At 33.4% G+C, this 22645-nt stretch carries 11 protein-coding genes; 1 reads left to right on the top strand and 10 read right to left on the bottom strand.

Annotated features, from left to right (window positions below; all coding sequences use genetic code 11):
- Nucleotides 1-10: 10 nt before the first annotated feature.
- On the bottom strand, nucleotides 11-751 hold the full coding sequence (locus AOA56_RS10000) for an energy-coupling factor transporter transmembrane component T (protein WP_024732066.1): 741 nt from the start codon (nucleotides 749-751) through the stop codon (nucleotides 11-13).
- Nucleotides 751-1335: an MptD family putative ECF transporter S component gene (locus AOA56_RS09995; RefSeq protein WP_053769586.1), complete on the bottom strand. Its 585-nt coding sequence runs from the start codon at nucleotides 1333-1335 to the stop codon at nucleotides 751-753. The genes AOA56_RS10000 and AOA56_RS09995 overlap by 1 nt, the downstream gene beginning before the upstream one ends.
- Nucleotides 1336-1536: 201 nt before the next feature.
- Between AOA56_RS09995 and AOA56_RS09990 the strand changes: the two genes are divergently transcribed.
- On the top strand, nucleotides 1537-2562 hold the full coding sequence (locus tag AOA56_RS09990) for an AraC family transcriptional regulator (protein WP_024732064.1): 1026 nt from the start codon (nucleotides 1537-1539) through the stop codon (nucleotides 2560-2562).
- Between the two features lie 71 nt (nucleotides 2563-2633).
- Here AOA56_RS09990 and AOA56_RS09985 read toward each other — a convergent pair whose 3' ends face one another.
- The 8 genes from AOA56_RS09985 to AOA56_RS09950 form a co-directional block, all read right to left on the bottom strand.
- Nucleotides 2634-4061: a thioester reductase domain-containing protein gene (locus AOA56_RS09985; RefSeq protein ID WP_053769585.1), complete on the bottom strand. Its 1428-nt coding sequence runs from the start codon at nucleotides 4059-4061 to the stop codon at nucleotides 2634-2636.
- 49 nt (nucleotides 4062-4110) lie between these two features.
- A complete protein-coding gene (locus AOA56_RS09980) occupies nucleotides 4111-5187 on the bottom strand; it encodes a Gfo/Idh/MocA family oxidoreductase (protein WP_053769584.1) in 1077 nt (358 codons plus the stop codon).
- 75 nt (nucleotides 5188-5262) lie between these two features.
- Nucleotides 5263-10674 carry a non-ribosomal peptide synthetase gene (locus AOA56_RS09975; protein WP_053769583.1) on the bottom strand — a complete coding sequence of 1804 codons (5412 nt, stop codon included), beginning with the start codon at nucleotides 10672-10674 and terminating at the stop codon, nucleotides 5263-5265.
- 217 nt (nucleotides 10675-10891) lie between these two features.
- Nucleotides 10892-18565 (bottom strand): non-ribosomal peptide synthetase, encoded by a 7674-nt coding sequence (locus tag AOA56_RS09970; RefSeq protein WP_053769582.1) that lies wholly within the window; start codon nucleotides 18563-18565, stop codon nucleotides 10892-10894.
- Between the two features lie 4 nt (nucleotides 18566-18569).
- Nucleotides 18570-19268, bottom strand: coding sequence for a 4'-phosphopantetheinyl transferase family protein (locus AOA56_RS09965; protein WP_053769581.1), 699 nt, complete (start codon nucleotides 19266-19268; stop codon nucleotides 18570-18572).
- Nucleotides 19261-19998 carry a thioesterase II family protein gene (locus AOA56_RS09960; RefSeq protein WP_053769580.1) on the bottom strand — a complete coding sequence of 246 codons (738 nt, stop codon included), beginning with the start codon at nucleotides 19996-19998 and terminating at the stop codon, nucleotides 19261-19263. The genes AOA56_RS09965 and AOA56_RS09960 overlap by 8 nt, the downstream gene beginning before the upstream one ends.
- A 5-nt stretch (nucleotides 19999-20003) precedes the next feature.
- Nucleotides 20004-21044 carry a methyltransferase gene (locus AOA56_RS09955; RefSeq protein ID WP_053769579.1) on the bottom strand — a complete coding sequence of 347 codons (1041 nt, stop codon included), beginning with the start codon at nucleotides 21042-21044 and terminating at the stop codon, nucleotides 20004-20006.
- A gap of 19 nt (nucleotides 21045-21063) precedes the next feature.
- Complete coding sequence (locus tag AOA56_RS09950) at nucleotides 21064-22632, bottom strand: (2,3-dihydroxybenzoyl)adenylate synthase (RefSeq protein ID WP_053769578.1); 1569 nt, start codon at nucleotides 22630-22632, stop codon at nucleotides 21064-21066.
- Between the last annotated feature and the right edge of the window lie 13 nt (nucleotides 22633-22645).

Here is a 22645-nt window from a genome sequence, read left to right as displayed (position 1 = left end):
ACCCCTCCTTTTAAAACACAATTTGCCGCTGAAACAAAAACAGAATAAAACATAGGATGCAAAGCATGATAGCTATCACATCTTGAAAATGAAAACCAATCTGACATACATTTGTACGTTTGACGGGGGCACCAAGCCCCCGTGTTAACGCGGCGGCAGAAAGTTCGTCTCCAATCTTCACAACGGATACCATTAAGGGTACAAGCCTGTATTCTACCATCAAAAAAGGATTTTTTCCTCCGAAACGGATTCCCCGCATTTTCATTGCGTCCCGTATTGCCTGATATTCTTCACTGATCGTAGGGAAAAAGCGAAATATTACAGACATGGGGATGACAATTTTTTCTGTAATGTGCATACGTTCCATTGCAGCGATAAACTCACTTACTGAAGTTGATGAAATCAACCAAGCACCTGTCATAATGCCGGGTGCAAAGCGCGTCATTATGGATGTAATCGCAAGCACAATGAAAGAAAGCAATCCACTTAAAACTGTGAGGGCTATCCGTTCCAATACGAAACAGACCGCATATAATAGCAAATACTTTCCTGCTGTTTTGAAACGGCGCTCCGATAAGATCAGCACAAAAGGGATAAGGCTTAAACAGGGCTTGACGATGTTCATGATCCCTGTGTTGCTGGTACTGAACATCAGTGTTGTGATTGTCAGCAGCAGTACAAGTTTTGTGCGAGGATCAAACAATATTCCTTTTCTTTTTTTAGTTGTTGCAAAGAATGATTCCTCGTTCATTACACAATTCCCGCTTTAGCAAAATGCTTTTTCAACAGTGCCTTACCTAACAGGCCACCCAAAATTGCGAAAACAAAAATTCCAGCAATTACCAGAACGATGCTCCACATGGGCATAACTGCCATTACTTTGTCAGCGTATTCCTCACCAAAGCTGGCTGCAAAGCTGGCCCGGGAATCCTCTACCATGAAATACATGGGAATGTATGTACCAACGATCCAAATACTGAATACCGCATAACCGATCAGGCTCTTTTTTACACTTTTATAGCCGCCAGATTTCAAAATCAAATCACTCATCAAGCCAAAAATCGCACCCGTTAGTACACCCCAGAATCCCATGCCGGTCAAGCCCATCAGCAGACCGCTTAAAATTCCCATGATCGTAACCATGCCGAATTTTTTCACTCTTGTCAGGAACAGCATGAAGGGAATACCGGTAATCAATGCCCACAATGCTCCGAGAATCGGCATGAAAATGGGCACAAATCCAATAGGAATGGCGACGCAGCACCCTATAACAAAATAGAGAACTGTGAATAGACCGAGATTAATCAGATCCTTTGCTTGTAGCTTGTTACTCATAATGAGTACCTCCATTTATTTTTTTAGTTAGTAATTTCTAACCTCTTTATAAGATAGCACAGTTAGTTGTGGCTCTCTACAACCAATTATCTTTTTAGCTCCAAACAGCACCGAGTTTTTTTGTTGACTGATTTCGTTTGCAATTCTATAATATAATTAAAATTCAAAGAAAAACAGGTAGTCGAATGACAGGAGCAAGAAATGAAGATTGATGATATTATAAGAAAATGTATTGAGATTCCTGGTATTTCAATAAAGCGCAGTGATTTCAGTGCAGAACTACTTATGAAAGCCAAAGAAGGGAAGGGGGCGATGACCTTTTTCCCGCTTTTCCCTGGGCTTACTATTGCGTATATCTTCGTAAATTCTCCGACATGGGCAGCACCCAATTTCTGTGAAGATAGCTCCATTGAAAAAGGACCGTTGCTTCTAAACTATTGTGTGACCGGGCGTTGCGAGATTATCTTGAATAATGAAAACTTTGTATATGTGAAAGATGGAGAAATTTCTCTCACAGAGCGTTTCGCCCAAAAGCAATATGTCTATCCTCGCCGCATCTATGAGGGAATGGAATTCTTCGTTGATACTGATACTCTGACAGCAGAAAGTGCATGGATACAAAAAGAGTTTGGCATTGACTTTCATAAAATTATTGAACTTTTTTGTCCAAATGGAAATACCTATATTTCAACGGTTGCTCCTGAAGTCGAAGAGATATTGACAAAACTTTGGGGACTTTTGGATATTGCGCCCCCATTTTCAATCTTTCAAATGAAGGTCTATGTTCTGGCACTTTTTTCACTGCTACAAAGTCTTAACGATATTCCCCCATCGCAGGCCTGCACATTTTTTACTGAAACACAGGTAGAGATTGCAAAACGTGTTGAAAAAATCATTACTTCCGATTTGCGGCAGCATCATCCTGCATGGGAATTGGCAGCACAGTTTTCTGTCAGCGAAACCAGCTTAAAAAACTATTTTCGTGGCGTTTTTGGTCAAAACATATCTATTTATCTTCGGGAAATGCGAATGAAAAAAGCTGCTGATTTACTTACCACTACAAAACTATCTGTAGCGACAATAGCGGAAAAAGTTGGCTACATGAATCAAAGCAAGTTTGCATCTGTTTTCAAAAAACAGTTTGATATGTCCCCCCTAGAATATCGACGACATAAAACTCTAGATTTGCAAAAGAATTATAGAATTAGAGAATATCCCAACATTTAACATCTAGAATCTTTAGCATGATAACAATTAGGCTCATTCCCCTCTAAGCCTAATTGTTATCTGCTTTCATCCTATTCAATTATACCATCTTCGTAATATTCCTCTACATGATTCTGTTTTTTCAATGACGTATAATATTTAGCAATGAGTTTAGGTGTCATCGGATGAATATTAAGATTTAATTTTTTTAACATTTCTGACATTTTCTCCGTTGAAAATATCAAGTCTTTCTCTTGTTTCCAATATTTCTCGTCAAAAAAATCCATAAAAGGCGAAATAGGAAGTTTGCATTCATACGTTTTTACCTTTTCTATCCACTGTCTAATATCTATTGGAGATAAAGAAATTCCAATACTTTTAGCTATTGCAGCAGCATCTTCAAAACTAATGCTCTGTGGGTTTATAATATGATATGTCTTACCATACTCCCTTTCATTTTGCGATATCCCTACCACTATTTTTGCCACATCATCAACGGCAATCGGTGCTATTTCACCTTTTACGTTTGGGTATAGTTGAAGTAATAAGCAAGTCTCTATTATTCTGAAAATAAAATCACCAGTATTACACATTCCACTTTCTGAATCTCCAACAATGTGACCCAACCTATATACAATCACAGGAATTCCCAATTCCTTTGCTTCCCAAATTATCCTCTCTGATACCCACTTACTTTGTGTATATCCAATTGGTAATATCCCTGGATTACTAAGGTTTTGATTCTCTAAGACTACTCGCTTATCATACCTAAATTTTGAAAAAATCGAAATAGTTGACATATAAAAAATTGCTTTTATACGCTTATATCTTGCAAATCTTATTATCTCTTTGGTGCCATTTACATTAATATTTTTCAATTCGTTATATCCATATAAAAAATGTACTTTAGCTCCATTATGGTAGATACAATCTACCTTTTCTGCCAAATTCTCATATTCTTTTTCCTCCATTCCGAGATTTCTACATCCAAGATCCCCTAGAACTATTTGTACACGCCCTTTTTCATAATCAAAGGTTCCAAATTTCATCAACGAATTTTCTAGCTTTTTTTCCGCTTCTCTTAAGGACTCTGCTCTAATTAAACAATATATTTGCATTGTTGTCTCTTGTAACAATTCTCGCAATAGATAACTTCCTAAATATCCTGTCGCTCCAGTTAGTAAACAAACATTTTTTTCTATTTCTACTTTTTCATTATTAGGTGTTATATCTAATTTAATATCTTCTTGTAACAATTCAAATAAGTCTGTTTGTTCGCACTTTGGTTGTTCTAAGGTTTCATATATCTTTCTACTGAGCTTTTCAATAGTCGGATAAGAGAAAATATATGAAAATGGAATATTTATATTTCCAAACACTTTTCGAATACCTTCTATTATATTTATTGCATTTAGACTGTTTCCTCCCAACAAAAAGTAATTGTCCTTTGCTCTCACATCGACTTTTAATTCTTCTTGCCATATTTTCTTTATTTTACATTCTATTTCTTGTATCTTCATTTTATTTTTCCTCCTATCATTCATTTAATTATTAGATATTTAAACATATCTAATATAAAATTTCCTCTCCATTAATCGGTATAATTTCTTCTGGTAAAATATTATTTACAGGTCCAATACATTTTCCAATTTCTCCCCATAATTTACATAAATTCAATTGATACTGTATGTTTTTCCTATCCATTTCATTTTCAATTAACATCATAAATTCGTTAATCATATTAGAAATTCCCTGTGGCCAAACATTATCATATATATCTTTGTAAGTATCATCAAGACAATCTTCATTCAAAATTTCTGTAACTTTTTGATTAGAATATATATTATTTCCTTCAAAATTTAATATCCCATTTTTCTTCTCTATAAAATATCTCGGCTCCCAAAATACGGCACCTATCGAATTATCCATTACTAATTGTCCGCTACTAGTAAAAAGTACAATTCTATGAAACAACAATGCATAATTATCGGAATTATCAGAAGCCATTCTATTTTCTATTTTTAATATCAACGGTATCTTTTCCACTTCCCCCTCAACAATAACCAATATTTCATTAGTAGTTTTAACTTTATTTAGTTTATATGTGGTAACATTCCCCAACATTTTTCCTAGTATATCCAAAAGAGGATATAACACCTGTATACTACATTCAGCTTCCAGTAAAATAGGTCTGGTTTTATTTAGTAATTTATTTGCATATTCTATCATAAGTTTTCCAGCCGAAATTCCAGAATAAAAACTGTTAATATAATAATGGCAATGATTCTTTAAAGCTTGTTTAAAACATTCTTTTGCCTCGTTATAATGAACCGGTTGCTCTTGAATTACATTTATTCCTCTTTTTAAACATTCTAAAGCTATTTCTGCACCATCACCCCCAGTTATGGATGATTTTACAGCAACACAAACAATATCTACATCTTTACTATTTAATTGAGAAATATCAGTATATAATGGGATATTATTTTCACCTGCACATTTTTTAGACTGCAAACTCCCCTTTGATAAAATTCCAACCAGTTTGCAGTTTGCATTAATTTTTATGCCTCTGATATACATTCTTCCAAAATTTGTTCCGCACACTACTATTCTATAGTATTTTTTATCTTTCTTCCCTAAACTCATTTTATATTCTCCATAATTTCAAATAAAATCGAATAAGGCAAATACAATTACAGTATCTGCCCCATCCGCTTTTAACTATTCTAGTATTTTTGCCACATCATGCACATTGGGTTCCTTAAGACAGTTTGTATGTTCTCCTGGAATATAATCAATTGTCAAATCTCCCAGTACTATATTTTCCCACAGTTCTTTGTTACTAATATCTCTTACCGGAAAAAAATGTTTTGTATCATCTGCAACAAACAGAGCATGCACATCTCCTACATAAATTGATGGCTCATATCGCATAATCCCTTTAAAACTATGTCTAAACAATTTATAAAGTATTTTAAACATATCAATATTTTCTGCATCATCTCCTTCATTCTTTTTTATGGTTGCAAATATTTTTTGCAATCTTTCCTCTTGTGATAATTCACTTAATTTTTTAAATCCTACTGCAAGTTCTTCATACTCTCCACTTAACGTACATAGTTCATCAATTGATATAGCACGATCTCCATTTTGTGTCTTAAAATTTTCTAATGCACGCTGTAATAAAGTATTGCTGCCTATATACCCCGCTTTTTCTATATCTGCCCCAATGGATAATGCGAAAGCTCTTTCAAGAAGTAGCTCATTATCATAGTTATGTCCGCAGAGACTCGAACTTATTGTGACTACTTTAGCAACATTTTTCCCTCTTTCAACTAAAATGCGAGCAGTTTCAAAGGCAATCCAGCCACCAACACAATAGCCAATTAATATGTACTGATTCGTTGAAATTTTTTCCAATATATCTGCATATCTTTTAGCAGTGTCAATAATAAGACTATCGACATCTCTATTCAAATATTCTTCAAAACTTCCAAAGTTAAAACCACCCAAAAGTTCTGACTCCCTACTACTCTTTGCTAAATATGGCAGTAAGTCTTTGTAAGAGCTCAAAGTACCTGTCCCCGCATGAAAAAGAATTTTTGCTTTCTCACAATCTTTTTCTGGCTCTTTAAAGCTAATAAAAGGCGAAATATTTTCAGATTTTTCTTCAGTTGTTTCTGAAATTTTTCCCCTTAGTACTTCAGCGATCCCCTTAATTGTCGCATTTTTCATTAAGGCCATCATAAGGGCATCCCATTTCCATCCTTTTGTTTCTGGTAATTTTTGCATCATTTGACTTATTGTCTGTGCAACGAGCAATGAATCCCCTCCCACTGAGTAAAAGTCCTCATCTCTTCCTATCTCTTTACACCCGATGATTTCACACCATATATTCTTAATTCGATTTTCTAAATCGTCTAAAGGTTCAACCTCATTTACCTTATCCTTTCTATATTTTTCCTCGCGAATAGACAATTTTTTTCTGTCAATCTTTCCATTACTGCTCATAGGAAATTCATTTAATTCAATTATCTTTGAAGGAATCATATATTCAGGTACTTTTGTTTTTAAATAGCTTTCTATTTCATTTATATCTAGATCATTTTCACTTGAAAACTGAACTTCCATTAGAACTTGACCTGCTGAATATAAAACATCGTCCTCTTCGGGATAGGATAAAATAATATGCCCCTCCATCTCTTTTATTATATTTTTCCATTCTTCATAGTTAATAAAAATACTCTCCTTTGATTTTCTCCCATCTGAATATTCTTTAACGGCCTCTGCAAACTCAAATTCCATAGAAGTTAATAATGCATATCTCTTTTTTACCTCCTCAATAATAAATAGTTTTCCTTCGTTTTTAAGCATCTTCCTTATATTTGTTAAACTCTTCTTTATATCTTCTGCATTATGCAAAACGTTTCCACATAATATAATATCAAATTTCTCGCCCTCAAATCCTTGATCCCAATTGCATTTATTAATATCATAAATCTTATAATTAATCCAATTGTATTGCGAGAAAAGTTTTTTTGCTTCATTAAAGAAAAATTTTGAAACATCTGTAAAATAATACTCTACATTATATGGATGTAGTTTTTCAATTAATTCTAGACTACTACCCGCCACTCCTGCACCAATTTCCAATATTCTAATATTTTGCCTGTTTTTATTTAGTATTTCTAATATTTCCTCATGAAGTACCTTATTAATAGAACGATTAACTATATTGTCTTTATATGCGGCGTATGCAATGTCCAACTTTCCCTGTGGAAACAATAGTTCATTCGGATGTTTCTTTCCAGTCAACAAATCCTTTAGTTGAGTTGAAGATGAGTGTATGTAATTCATAAGGACATCACTATATCCAATTTTTCTATCTATTAGTTTCCAGTCCTCTTCAGCTTTTTCTGCAATATCATCAGCATATTTAGTTTTAGCATAAAACATACCTTTCTCTTCGCAAATAAATTTTTTATCTTTCAAAGCTGTCAACCATCTAATAATTAATTGGTGATATTGCGGTTTTACTTTTAACAGTTTTACAATGTCCTCAGGAGAATATTTCTCTTCACTACAGTTAAACATACCTTCCTTTCTCATTAAAGCCAAAATATACATTAGCGCCGTATTATCTGCAGCCTCAATCCATTTTTGGAAATCCTCTTTTGTAAACGTAAAACCAAATTCTGCTTCACAAATCTTTTTCTTCTCTGCAATAGTATCCGCAGCGGTAATAGTTCCATTATTTTTAGAAACATACGCTATCAATTCTCCATTATTATTTCTCACTACAACTGCATTTTCTATTTTTTTATACTTCCTTAAGGCATTCTCTATCTCTCCTAACTCTACTCTATACCCATTAACTTTAACCTGGGTATCTTTTCGTCCAACAAACTCTATAATTCCATCTTCTCTGTATAGTCCTAAATCCCCCGTTCTATATATGCGTTCATTGATTTGACCTATATATTGAAATTTATTATTTGTAAGTTCAGGATCATTCATATAACCTTTGGCTAAGCTCTTTCCCGCAATACAAATTTCCCCGATAACATAATCCGCACAAGGATTGTCATTTTCATCTAAAATATAAAATCGTTGATTTGATAATGGAATTCCATACGGTACATTTCTATCTGTTTCACTCATTTTATCAGTTGGAAAATATATTGACCAAATACCAGCTTCTGTAGCACCTCCTAGCCCGACACATTGAGTCTTAGGAAATCTTGTGCGAATATTCTTGATTAAGTTAGCAGGTATCCAATCTCCAGATAACAGTATTAAGCGAGGCACGTTTTTTCTACAATCATTTACCTGTAAATAAGCCATAAACATCTCCATTTGGGCTGGTACCATATTATATACTGTTATATGATATTTTGTGCATAATTCATACCAATGGGAAACATCTTTTTTTCTACTTTCTAATGGTAAAATAAGTGTTGCATTTGCATAAAATGCCGCAAATATATCAAATACTGATAAATCAAAATACAAATTGGAAATTCCTAATATTTTATCATCATCCGAAACCTCAAATTTGCTACAAATATCCATTATTGTGTTCATTGCCGCTGCGTGAGTCATTTCTACACCTTTAGGAATCCCTGTACTACCAGATGTAAATATACAATATGCGGACACATCTGAATCAAAGCATTCATATTTTAGCCCATTTTTGCTAGAGATATCATGAAGATCTATTCTAATATCCTTTTCCGTAATTCTTTCCTCTTTTTTCTGATATATGTTTAATTCTATGTTTGCTTGATTAACAATTTGGTATATTCTTTCTTTAGGTTGCGATGCATCTATCGGCACATATACCGCACCAAGAGATAATATAGCAATGACTGATGCAATTTGCCAGCCTCCCTTTTCAAGTAATACTCCAACTTTATCTCCTTTTTTTATTCCATTTTCTAACAAACGCGTTTGAATTGTTGCTGCTATATTTTCTAGTTTGGAATATGAAAATTTTTCCTCTCCACATATAAGTACAGTTCTATCTGGATTTTTTCTGCATCTCAAAAAGAAGCTTTCAATCAAATTTTTATTTTCATAAAGCTTTTCTGTATCATTTATCTTTTTTCGTATCTTCCGAGTATTGCTTCCTAAATTAATCATCAATTTATTTTCCCAAAATTCATCAAATACAGAATTATGAATATATTCCGTGAAACTTTCAAACATTTCATCAATTAGTCCTCTTGGGAATACCCCTTCTCTAACATCCCAATTCACTAATACCCCATCTATTGTCTTGCTAACCTGGCAATCTATAAGAACTTGTGGCGTTTCACTGATTTTATACAATAGCTGTCTTTTTTGTAATATATTCTCCTTATTTCCTGAGCCTACTGTACTTGTAAAAACATACGGAATAATACTTTCCTTATCTTTTCGTTTTAATTCACGTAAAACCTCAATTCCGCTAAATGCATTATGTGTCAAATTATCAAATAATATTTTTTGAGTCTGAGTTGCCTGTTCCTTTATACTGTTCGAATCACTTTCTTTAAATTCAAATAATGTTGTCGATGTAAAATCTCCAATTATTTTTTGTATATCATCATGAATATTAGGTCGTTGCATAACCGTAATATTAATCAAAAAATCTTTATTTTTTGACCATTGTTTTAAAGTTAAACAGTATAGCAATAACATCATCGCAGTTGGTGTAATATGATATTTCCGGCATTTTTCTTCGAACTTTTCCCATTTGCTGATATTCAAAGTATATTTCTTTTGAAAAAATGTTTTTGATTCTGTATCAGTAAAATCAACAGATGTATATATTTCCGGTTTACCCGGCAGAAGATCAATTTTATTTTTCCAATATGCTTTATCTTCATAAAACTTATTAAGGAAATTAATATCCTCCCTTTGATGTTGTGTATACGTTATATAATCTCTGTAGTTAATCTTTAGTGGTACAATCTGTTGGTTACTATATATCTGTTCCAAATCATTCATAAGTACATCTATACTAATGTAATCTCCAATTAGCATATCTAATGATAAACACAAAACACTTTTTTTACGATTTATTATGAACAAGACCAAATCAAACATGATATCTTTTTCTGGATTGTATTGTTTAAATTGTATTTGATTTCTCTTTTGTAATATTTCTCTATTTATATCGTTTTCAGTCTCATTTTCCAAATGATAGATTTCAATTGGTAATTTTGATATCTCTGGTAAGATAGCTTGTTTTCCCTCTTTTGAAAAACGTGCTCTTAACATTCCTTGCCGTTCAACAAGCTTTTTTACTGCAAATCTGAACTTATTTTCATCAGTAAATTCCGTCAGAAATTCAGCATATATTTTGCATCCCAGTCCCCCATAAAGATAACCTGGATTTCTTCCTAATAAATAAGAAGCCTGAATATCCGTGACTGGAAATTCTATATACTCTTCTTCTATATTATTTTGTACTATATTGACTTCCTTATGGGTTAAAAGTTCTATTATTTTTTCTTTATTAGCTTTTACTTCTTGTTTTAGTTCATCTCCAAATGCACCTTGCGGACTTTTAAAATGTAATTTTCCGTCTTTTACCCATAATTGTATGTTTTTCTCAGCACATTTGTTTATAATTTCATTTACGTTCATTTAATATTACCTCATCATATTTTCCGACTATGCAACTAATATAACCCATTTTCTGCTTTGATCTATTCTTACTTATTTTATTCTTCTTATCAAAACAAGATACGTTACACACTATGTCAGTTGCATTTCTGTATAATAGCCCACTTTAAAATCTATCCTTTTTTAATCTATCGATGAATATCCAACATTTCATATCTTTGATTCAAATCTTTATCCATCATATAGTTCCTTCCTCCATATCTGTATTTTCACTTTGTATTTTACTTTTCTCTAACGCCGCCGCTAACATCTTTGGTGTAGAATTAGAGAATAATAGCACAAGAGATATCTTTGTATCTGATAATTGCTTATTATTTAATTCATTAACTACCGCCATAGCCTTTAAACTGTCTCCTCCTTTTTCAAAAAAATCATCATTTCGAGACAGTGTTTTTAATCCCAGAACCTCCTTCCACACTTCTGCAATAGCCTTTTCCATAGCTCCAACTACAGGTTCATCCCGCTTTTCTTCAAAGAGTTCCGATTTTTCCAAGACCTCAGCTATTTTTTTGCGGTCGACTTTTCCATTTACAGTTAAAGGTATACTCTCCCATACTTTTATAGCCTTTGGCATGAAATATTCTGGTAGTTTATCTTTTATTACTGCTAATACATCTTCTTGTAGTATATTGTTTTTAGCTGTAATAACAGCAATAATAGTATTTCTTACAACCATCGCACACGCATTTGTAATAGAATCATTTTCTAATAAAGCGCACTCTATTTCTCCAAGCTCTACCCTATAGCCGTTAATCTTTATCTGATTATCAACGCGTCCTATAAATTCAAGGTTTCCATCTGACCAGTATCTGGCCACATCGCCTGTGTAATAAATGGTTTCCTTATTAGATTCCCTTGTAATAAAACTTCTATCTGTTAATTCTTTACTATTAATATATCCTTTTGCTACACCATCACCTGCAATGTAAAGATTTCCTGGTACCCAATCTGGACAATCATTCATATGGTTATCCAAAACATAATATTTTTGGTTTGATAATGGTTTCCCATAAGGAATACTAATCCAGAATTTAGGTATTTCTTTAGGAATACTGAATATATTACTCCAAATACTAGCTTCTGTAGCTCCACCTAAGCCAAATACTTTGGTATTTTTAAATAGCATATATATCTTTTTAGGTAAAGTTACCGGAATCCAATCTCCACTTAGTAAAACTATTCTTAATTTTTCTGTACCTGGAATATTTTTGCCATACATATATGATACTAGCATTTCCATAAATGCCGGAACTGTATTCCATACAGAAATCTCCTCTTCCACCATTAGTTTAAGCCACTTTTCTGGATCTTTTATTTGTGAATATTCTGGAATAACAACTTTTCCACCACTTCCTAGAATTCCAAATATATCATAAACAGATAAATCAAAATGCAGACTTGATAGTGCCAAGACAGCATCCTTTTCACTTATGCAACATCTAGAATTAATATCTATAATAGTATTTACAGCCCCTTTATGGGTAATCATAACCCCTTTTGGCATTCCTGTACTACCAGATGTATAGATTACATAAGCTATATCCTCTAGAGTATTCTGAACAGGTTGAAACTCATTCTCATCTTTTTCTCCTGAGACTACCACACACTCTTTTCTATCTAACCACTCATGTACATTCAGCACTTTTGGTTGTATAAGATATTTTTTTGCTCCACTATCATTTAAAATTTTTTCTATACGTTCTTTAGGATTATGTATGTCTATCGGAAGATATGTAGCTCCAGCAAAAAGCGTTCCATATACCGCTATTATCTGTTCCCAACCTTTTTCCATAATAATAGCTACAATATCACCTTTTTTAACACCATCTTCTTTTAAAAGCCTTGCAATATAAAGGGCTTCTAACTTTACTTCTCTATATGTCATCCTCCTTTCCGCACTAACAACAGCCTCTCTATATGGTTCTTTGTCTGCTTGCTTTAGAAACATATCGTTTAGAGTTTGCGTTGGAAATTTTTGCAATGTTTCATTCGCCAATTTACGTGCTTCAGATATTTTCACTTGAATTAAAGAAGCACTTTTTTCTTCGAATAATTCTTTTCTTTTCGCTAACCGTTTTAACAAATCCATGTATACATTAAACATCTCATCAAGCATACCTGGGAAAAACAATTCGTCTACACTATCCCAAAACAAATTCAATCCGCCATTATTTTCTACTACTTGATGATCCAACCAAACCTGCGGTGTCTGGCTTACATTATATACCGGAGTTCCGATCCATTCTCCATTACTCCATTTACTAATTCCTAAACCACTTGTAAAAACAATCGGCATAAATGAACTATTAGAAATTCCCTTTGCACGCTTTAATTCACGCTGAAATTCTACAGCACTGTACTGAATATGTTCTAAATCTCGCATCAACTGATTCTGAATCGTTTTTGCCCTTTCTAAAAAAGTAGCCTTGCTGTCGTTTTTCATTTCTAAAAGTGTTAACGTTGTAAAATCTCCCACTAATTCATTTACTTGCGGATGCATGGGCACTCTGTTAAACTGAGTAAGGTTTAAAGTGAACTCTTTATTTAAACTCCATCGGCGTAGTGTCTCACCATATGCAGTTAGCAAAAGAGCTGCCGGAGTAAAATCATACCTTTGTGCAGAATCTTTTAGGCTCTTCCACTCTTCTGCACTTAAATACCCTGATCTTCTGTTGAATTTCTGTACTGTTATATCACCTTCTTTTTTAGCTAATGGTAACTCTGGCGCCAAAGAAAATTCTGGAATTCTATCCAACCAATACTTTCTATCTCTTTCATATGTTTCTGATTTTTTCAGTGACTCAATCCCCAAAACATAATCCCTAAAAGAGATTTTCAATTCTGGGAAAGTTTGAATTTCATTTCTATATCTTTTTGTCCACTCACTGAGTAAATGGAACATACTCCACCCATCAAAAATAAGATTGTCAAAACTAATATGTAATCGAATGTTTTTATTTTTTAATATAGTAATCCTTACATCAAATAATGGCCATTTATCCGCTGCAATTACCTGATGTGACATTTCTTCGCGTATCTTTTCCAGGTTAGCTGATATATTTTCATCTAAATCATTGCTTAAATCCAATATTTTGAATTTATATTCTGGTACATCTCGCAGTATTTGTTGTTCCCCTGTCTGTAATACAATTGCTCTCATCATTCCATGATATCTTATCATATCGTTCCATGTTTGTTGTAATTGCTGAATATTCAGATCAAGAGCCTCTAATTCAAAATAACAATGCGTTGAAACCTTTCCCAAATCATAAGTACCGCTTCTTCCAATCCAATATGCTTGTTGAACATCTGTCAAAGGAAAAGGTTCAAATTCATGTACCTTATCAACTTTCAACTCATAACTATTACCCTCCAATTCGACTAAATCATTTTTTCTTAGTTCATCGATACGTTCGGCTTGCTCTCTAATTGTTTTTCTTCCCATAATATCCGCTATAGAAAATTTCACCAAAAATCTCGCCTTTATTTTTGTAAGCATTCTGGTTGCAAGCAACGAGTCTCCGCCTAAAGAATAGTAGTTTTCGGTAATACCAATACTCTTTTTGCAAAATATTTCTTCCCATATTTTGCAAAGTTCTTTTTCTGTTGCAGTTGTTGGCAAAATTACGCTCTGTTCTTCTGATGCACCGATATATAAATGATTCAATTTTTTCCTATCAACTTTTCCATTTTTATTCAAAGCCATATTCACTACTTTATGATAAGTTTTAGGTATCATATATTCAGGAAGTTTATTTGCTATTTTCCCCCTAATAAATTGTTCATCTAATTCGTACCCAGCCTCCTCGCACATTAAAGCAAAGATATTCCTTCCAAATACACTTTTATGTTCTGGATATATTTGAATATTTTTATATCCATTGTTTCGGAACTCTGCTTCCCACTTTGAAGCACTACTTATTATATCTTTTCTATAGTTTTCACCTTCAAGAACTGCAACAACCATATCCTGCATTACAGTCGGTTCGGTAACTTCCAAGGCCACTAAACAGCCTGTATCTTTTAATATTCGCTTAATGTTCGCTAAAACATCCTTTACTGATTTTACTTTATGTAGATAATTTACTGATATAACGCAATCGCATCTATCCAATTCTCGTACATCTACATTGTCGGAATCTATATTAATAACTTTCGCCTTAAAAAACGGATATCTACTTTTAAATGTTTTCATACTATTAACAAAGTATGCTGATGAATCAATATAGGTATATTCAACTCCCAGCTCCTTTACCGATTCCAAAAGAAACTCTGTGGTTTCTGTATCCCGTGTTCCGACTTCAAGTATGCTAATTTTGCCCTCTTTTTTCTCTATAAGTTCTCGCATTAACTTTGTCAAAATTCTCAGAGTTTCTGTTTTTCCCGGCAATGTCGAAAGTAAATCATTAGGAGATAAATTTTGATTCTCTGCATAAAAAACTTCTTCTGCCGATTTGTTTCCTTCGATTATGTCATAAAGTTGTCTTTGCACTTTATCCATATAATGATTTACTTTTTCACTGTATAAGTCACTATTACAATTTACTACTTTCTTATCAATATTCATAGCAAATCCATTGTTGCTTTCTTTTATAAAGCCAGACGATAATAAATCCTTTATCCAAAGTTTAACCGTACTCTTTTGTGTTGTATCAACTCTACTATCCTGCATAATTGAATCATATGTAATAGTTGTACCAGAGTTTAAAATACCTATTTTTTGTAATGTATCTAGCATAATTTCAAGGGATCTTTCCTCCGCATATTCAACCAAGTTATAATACATGCTCTCGTCATACATTCCTATTTTAAGCCCTTTTAATCTATTGCATTGTTCTTCAACAATTTCTTCTGTCTCCTTTTTTCGAAATAAGGGTTCTTTTATTTCTGGCACTGTTTCTAAATAAGCAACCAGATGTTGCTCTCCACCTACAGAGTTTATTGGTTCCACTACAGCATTTTTAATACCAACTATCGTTCTTAATGCGGCTTCAATTTCCCCCAATTCAATTCTATGACCACGAATTTTTACTTGAAAATCCTTTCTTCCTAGAAACTCAATTGTTCCCTCATCCCAAAATCGACCTTTATCTCCTGTTTTATACCATATGTTGCCTGCATCTCTTACAAATTTTTCTTTTACTAACTTCCCATCTCCTCTATATGTCCCAACGCCTTCTCCACCTATCCAAAGTTCTCCTGGAACCCAAAATGGAACATCCAGCCCTTTTTCATCTACAACCCTATACGACTGATGAGAAAGCGGTCTTCCATAAGGAATAGACTTCCAGTTCTCCGGAATAGGCAGCTTAACTTCTAAATAATTTGACCATATACTCGCTTCCGTGGCGCCACCCATAGCAATAAACTTACACTTATCAGTACATAGACTTATTCTTTCTGGCAAATCCATTCCTATCCAGTCTCCTGAAACCAATACTGCTTTAAATGGTAATATTTTATCTTGTGCTTCTGTACATATTAATAACATATTTAGTAAAATAGGTACAGAATTCCAAATAGTAACTTGATATTCCTCTACCATTTTTAACCAATATTCTGCATTTCTGCTGTTCTCGTCAGAAATCATTATCAGGGTCCCACCAATTCCTAAAGTTCCAAATATATCATATACTGATAAATCAAAGTCCAATGCTGAAACTCCTAAGAACACATTCTCGCTGCCAATCATAGCACGTTTATTTACATCTTCTATCGTATTCCACGCACCCTTATGGGATATTTCCGCACCTTTAGGAATGCCAGTAGTTCCGGAAGTCATAATGATATATGCAGAACTTTCTGGTAAAACCTCTGGCAATATTTCTGTTCTGTTTTCTGACATCATCCCTTCTACTGTCCATATTGTTGACATTTGAGGCCAAACGATCTTGTTATAATTTTGAAGATCAGTTATTACATACCGGATTCCCGTCTTTTCATGTATTATTTTTCTTCTTTCTTCCGGTTGGTTTATAGTAACCGGAACATAAATATTATTTGATGCAAGAATCCCTAATGCAGCTACAGCCTGATGCCAACCTCTAGCTGTAGAAATCGCAATAGGTTGACGTTGAATATTGTTTTTCGCCAAAAAGCTTGCTATAGATACCGCTTTTTCAGCTAATTCTCCATATGATATTTTCTTATTAATTCCGGTATCCACAATTGCAATTTTATCCGGATTTTCTTTTGCCATTTCAAAAAATTTTGTATGGAGACAAGATGGTTTCAAAATATTCTTTATGTTTTTTTGTTGCTCAACAAATTTTTGATACTTTTTAGGTAAAACATCGTAATAAGCATCCCAGTTTTCAGTTCTTAATCGATGTAACAAGTCTCCGAAACTTCCCATCATATCATCCATCATTCCATTATAGAAAAGCTCATCAACACTGTCCCACGAAAGCATTATTCCCTCTTCATCTTCATAAGTCTGAAAATCCAGCCATATTCCAGGTGTTTGGGAAATCATATAAGAAAATTTACCTAAGTTATCCTTAAATTCGTTGTTAACTAATGGAGTTCCTAAATTGCATGCAAAAACTACAGGTGCTATGGTTTGTCTTTCTCCTGATAACTGAGCAATATCACGTTGAACCTGAACACCTGAATAAGATGTATATTTCATATCCTGATAGAGCTGCTTTTTTATCATTTCTACTACTTCTTTAAAGGTTTTCTTTTTTTCCAGATCTATTTCCAAGAGAAGTAACGTCGTGAAATCTGCCACTACTTCCTCAATGCCTGGGTACTCTGTTTTCCTATTAAAAAACGGAATATTGATCACGAATTTTTTATTGCTGCTCCATCGTTCTAATACATATGCGTATGCAGATAATAGCAAAATTGCGGGGGTAATTTGATTTTCTGCTGCTTTTCTCTGTAATACCTCCCATTCCTCTTTTTGTAATCTAACAATTCTCCTATTAAATTTCATTTCTGTAAGATTCGATGGTTTTTTAGCTAATGGAAGTTCTGGACCTAATGGCATATCTTGTACTCTCTTATTCCAATATTCTTTAGCTAATTTTCTTTCCTCAGCTTCATCTTTATACTGATTTTCCAAGTACACACCAAAATTCCAATTTTTAGACTCTTCTGGCAACTCTCTTCCTATATAAGCCGTCGCCAAATCCCTAAGTATAATCTGCATGCTTTGAACATCCGCAACCAACAAATCTAATTCGAATAGGATCCTTGTCTTTCTTTCTGGCAAAATACAGCATGTAAGCGCTGCCACTTGCCCTTCCTCTACCTTTAATTTTCTATGCGATAATTCTAATCGCTTCTGTTCAAGAATCTCTTGAAACTTCGGATTTTCGCTCAAATCTATTACTTCGATGTTTTCACAATATGGTTTTTCCATAATCTCTTGCAACCCACTATCTAAAAATCTAGCCCTCAGCATTGGATGGTGGTATTGTAAGAGATTCCATGCCTGTTCTAATTTGTTACTATCAACATTTTCTCCTGAAAACTCTAAATAAGCATGGCACCCAATATCCCCTAATTCTTGACCTTTTTCTCTACCGATTTTATACGCATACTGCACATCAGTTAATGGAAAGGCAACATTGTTTATTTCAACATTATTTTTATTATTATAAAGAATATTATCACTTCTCTTTTTCTTCATTCTTTTTTGAATCAACTGCCACCAATGTTTTAATGTAGGTTGTTCCATGAGATGACCATAAGGAATTCTAATTCCCTGTTTTCTCCAAGTATTAACCAAACGCATAATTTTTAGCGAGTCTAATCCAAGTTCTAATAAATTATCTTCTTCTTCAATTTCTACATTAACGGGTAACTCTTGTTTTACTTGTTCTTTAAGCTGTATGTATTCCATAAAACTAATCTCCTTTTTGTAGATGTTCTCCCATCACTATCGCTACACTGTAGTTACGATCTAATTTGAATCTATATATTCTCCAGTTTCCTAACTTTTCATTCAAGGAATAAATGTTATTATTTTTTATATAAAAGCTATCTGAATCTTGTGACCAGCCTTTCCCAATTGCTTTTACATATGCTTCCTTAGCTGTCCATATATCAAAAAAAGTATTCTCTGTTGGATCCTCGCAAATAGCTTGGTACTCATACTTATGAAAAAAATGCTCGGCAATATCTTTATAATCAGCCAATTGTATTTTTTCCTGCACATCAACTCCTAAAGACATTCCATAGCCAAATACCAATAATAGGTAAGCTCCTGAATGCGACAAATTATACTGTAAATTAATCTCTTTAGTTTTACATTTAAGGTATGGTTTCCCAAAGTTATCCTCTTTAATGATTATGTTTTCCATTTGAACACTAAGATAAAATGCAGCTAAATATTTAGTCAAAATCCTTCCTACTAAATATCTATATTTGTCAGCATCATTTATAAATTTATCAGCTTTTACAATCTCGTTTTTTTCTAGGAAACACCTCTCACATTGTATCTTCACTGCTATTTCATGCCATTGTATACACCAAATATGTATTTCATTTTTCTGCAATTCTCTAATCGTTTTTAAATCCGAATTATTAAATACTTTTTTATTCATCTTTATTCATGAGTATTAGTTCTACCTTATTCAATACCTCCTGCTCCTTATCTCTAATAAAGAAATGTCCTCCGTCAAAAAAGAATACATTAAATTGATTTTCTGCATAATCTCTCCATTTTAATATTGCTTGCTTATCAGCTTCTTTATCGTTAGTTCCGCCTAACGCAGTTATAGGGCTATTCAACTTTTTTATATCCCGAACACAATATGTCTCATCCATAATAAAATCAGCCCGCAACATGGGTAAGAAAAAACTCATTAATTCCTTATTCTCTAATATTTCACGCGGAGTTCCATCAAACCTTGCAATACCTTTCTCAAATTCTTCATCATTCAAATGATAAATTGGATTTGGTTCAGGTAAATGCGGGACTCTGCTTCCGGATATAATTAGATGTTCTAGAATTTTCCCGTTACTTTCTAGTTTCCTTGCTACCCCATACGCAATTTTTGCCCCCATACTATGTCCAAAAAAATATAGCTTATGATTTCTATATTGAGAGATACACTTATACAAATCCTCTATTAGAATTTCCATATCTGTATATGGCTTCTCTATAATTCTCTCTTCTCTCCCTGGCAATTGGATCGGGCAAACTATCATATCATTATTCCAAAACTTTACCCAGCCATTAAATGCAGCCGCACCTCCACCTGCAAAAGGAAAGCAAAATAATATTTTATCTCCTGTCCTGATTTTTTCTTCGTTTTTTAGAAATTTGTTCATCGTTATTATATTTCTCCTTCTTCCATTTTTGTATCTAACCGTACCTCTAATATAGTTTCTCCCGAACGAATTTTTCTACACATTTCAAATTTTAATCCTGCTTTTTGGAACAAATTACAATATTCTGATAATGTTCTTTCAGTCCCACCACATACAGCCCAAATTTGCAAATCGTTCATATACACTTCAACATTTTCTCTTGTTATACTTTCTGGAATAATTAACTCTATAATGTATAGAATACTATCATTAGTCATATTAGATCTAATATGACTCAATATTTTTATAGAATCCTCATCATTCCAATCATGCAATACTCTTGATAATACAAATATATCTCCAGAAATAGAAAACGGTTTAAAAAAATCTCCTGATACAAATTCACATCTTTCCAATAATGAATTCTCTTTTAATTTTTGTAATGCTTTTTCTTTTACAAACTCCAGATCCATTATAGTTCCAGAGGCAGAACGAAAATGTTTAAGAAATTGTGTCATGATTGCTCCCGTTCCTCCTCCAATGTCAACAATCCTTTTTCCTTTAATATCTTCTATATCGTTCAAAAAGTCGGCTAACAACACACCTTCACTCACAAAATTCATCATATTATTAAAGGTATTGTACTGTTTCTCGTCTTTCCTATTTTCTGCAAACAGTTCTGTTCCTATAGCTAATGAATATGGCGTTTTTCTATCTTTAGCCGCTTCTGCCATCATCGCCCAACTTTTAGCGCATATTCCTCCGCAATATAAGACATATCCCTTCAGCGATCTTGGAGATTTATCAGTCAGTAACATACCTTTTTCAGTCAATTTATATTTAGTATTTTGTTCCTCTAAAAAATCATACGCAACTAATGGTCTTAATATTTTTTCCAAGATAACATTTTCTATATTTATTTTCTTACTAAGTTCTACAGATGTATCTATATTTGATTCTATAAAATCAAATATCTCCAATCTGCAAGCAGTATATAATAAGTATGTATTTGCGAATCCTTGACTCATCGACATAATAATCCTAGTATTTATATCTATGTTCTCCATAAACACTCTCCTTCATAGCTTATTTAATAGTTACTTTTTCTCTCAACCTATTTATATCTATCTTACCTATTTTTGTTTTTGGCCATTCTTCTATAAACTCTATTTGATCCGGAATTTTATAGTGAACAATTCCTTTCTGCTGAAGTTTATTACAAATTTCATTCTTATCTAGCTTTTTTCCTTCTTTAAATTGTACAAACGCACAACTTTTTTGCCCTAGCAGATGGTCCGCAATAGCAACAACCACCACTTGTTGAATTTCTTCCAACTCAAGCAATCCCTCTTCTATCTCTGAAGGCTGGATTTTTTCTCCTGCTCTATTGATCTGTTCTTGTATACGTCCTAAAACGCATATGTTACCTTCTTCTGTGATTAAAGCTCTATCCCCGGTTTTATAATATCCGTCTTCAGTAAATTTTATATCAGCTTTTGGCTCATTATAATAACTTTCAATTGTATACACGCCTCTTACAATTAATTCACCGCTTTCCCCTTTCGCAACTTCTTGACCATTTTCGTCAATAATCTTAATTTTATCTGCTTTTGATATAGGCTTTCCTTGTGTTTTTATTATCCATTCATCTGGATCCCCCAAGGAAGTAGACATCACTAACCCTTCTGCTGTTCCAAACTGATTTTGGAGAATACATTGAAAATTACGCATTATATCTTCCGCCAATTTAGGCTCTAACCTAGCCCCTCCAGTAATGATTACTTTCAAGGACGAAATATCAAAATCTTCTATTTCTAGTAATTCCATACATAACTGTGCAAGGGTAGGGACTAAGCCCGTTATAGTTACACGCTCTTCTTCGATTAACTCCATAATCTCATCCGGACTTGAATAATAACTTAATACTGCAGTTCCTCCGGCATATAAGGTTCCCAGTATTCCGGGGCATGCCAATGGCATATTATGTGCTATAGATAGCGATGCCAGATAAACTGACTCTTCCCCTAAGCAACTTCTTATTGCTGCCATTTTTGCATTATAGATGTAATCTGCATGTGTTCTAGGAATTAATTTAGGTTCCCCTGTAGTGCCTCCTGATAACAATAAAATTGCTACATCATCATATTTAACTCTGGTAGTAACACATTCATCTCCTATCATTTCCTCCTGGTTAGTAAATTGTTCGTCAATCATTAATGTAACTATATCAGGAAATTTACGTTTAATTTCTTGCCTCATATTTTCATATTTATATCCAGCATATTCTATTGGAGCAATATAGGCATCTGCCTGTGTTTTTTTAATAATTTTAACTATTTCTTGTTCTCTATAGGCTGGCAATACCATAACAGGAACTGTTCCCATACGGAATAGCGCAAATAATATCTCTACAAAATAGATTTTATTAGTACATTGCATAACAACTATACTATTTTCCTTAACACCTGATTCTCTGAGCTTTTTTACTAGTTTCCGGCTGTTCTTCATTAATTCATAATAGGTAATCTCTCTACTATTGTCTTTAATAGCGATTCTATTGCCATATACTTCTCCCCATCTATCGATGAGTTCTCCAAAAGCTATTTTTTCAAACCCAGTTACGTTGCTATACTGTTCTAAATTCTTTCCTTTCATGATTTTCTCCCAT

The sequence above is a fragment of the Sellimonas intestinalis genome (genome assembly GCF_001280875.1).
Taxonomy (GTDB): domain Bacteria; phylum Bacillota; class Clostridia; order Lachnospirales; family Lachnospiraceae; genus Sellimonas; species Sellimonas intestinalis.
The sequence above is the reverse complement of the archived record's forward strand: the minus strand, read 5'-3'. Positions and strand labels throughout refer to the sequence as shown.

Excerpts from the sequence above, each read along its gene's own strand:
- AOA56_RS10000 (WP_024732066.1), bottom strand. The coding sequence starts at position 751 with ATGAACGAGGAATCATTCTTTGCAACAACTAAAAAAAGAAAAGGAATA.
- AOA56_RS09995 (WP_053769586.1), bottom strand. The coding sequence starts at position 1,335 with ATGAGTAACAAGCTACAAGCAAAGGATCTGATTAATCTCGGTCTATTC.
- AOA56_RS09990 (WP_024732064.1), top strand. The coding sequence starts at position 1,537 with ATGAAGATTGATGATATTATAAGAAAATGTATTGAGATTCCTGGTATT.
- AOA56_RS09985 (WP_053769585.1), bottom strand. The coding sequence starts at position 4,061 with ATGAAGATACAAGAAATAGAATGTAAAATAAAGAAAATATGGCAAGAA.
- AOA56_RS09980 (WP_053769584.1), bottom strand. The coding sequence starts at position 5,187 with ATGAGTTTAGGGAAGAAAGATAAAAAATACTATAGAATAGTAGTGTGC.
- AOA56_RS09975 (WP_053769583.1), bottom strand. The coding sequence starts at position 10,674 with ATGAACGTAAATGAAATTATAAACAAATGTGCTGAGAAAAACATACAA.
- AOA56_RS09970 (WP_053769582.1), bottom strand. The coding sequence starts at position 18,565 with ATGGAATACATACAGCTTAAAGAACAAGTAAAACAAGAGTTACCCGTT.
- AOA56_RS09965 (WP_053769581.1), bottom strand. The coding sequence starts at position 19,268 with ATGAATAAAAAAGTATTTAATAATTCGGATTTAAAAACGATTAGAGAA.
- AOA56_RS09960 (WP_053769580.1), bottom strand. The coding sequence starts at position 19,998 with ATGAACAAATTTCTAAAAAACGAAGAAAAAATCAGGACAGGAGATAAA.
- AOA56_RS09955 (WP_053769579.1), bottom strand. The coding sequence starts at position 21,044 with ATGGAGAACATAGATATAAATACTAGGATTATTATGTCGATGAGTCAA.
- AOA56_RS09950 (WP_053769578.1), bottom strand. The coding sequence starts at position 22,632 with ATGAAAGGAAAGAATTTAGAACAGTATAGCAACGTAACTGGGTTTGAA.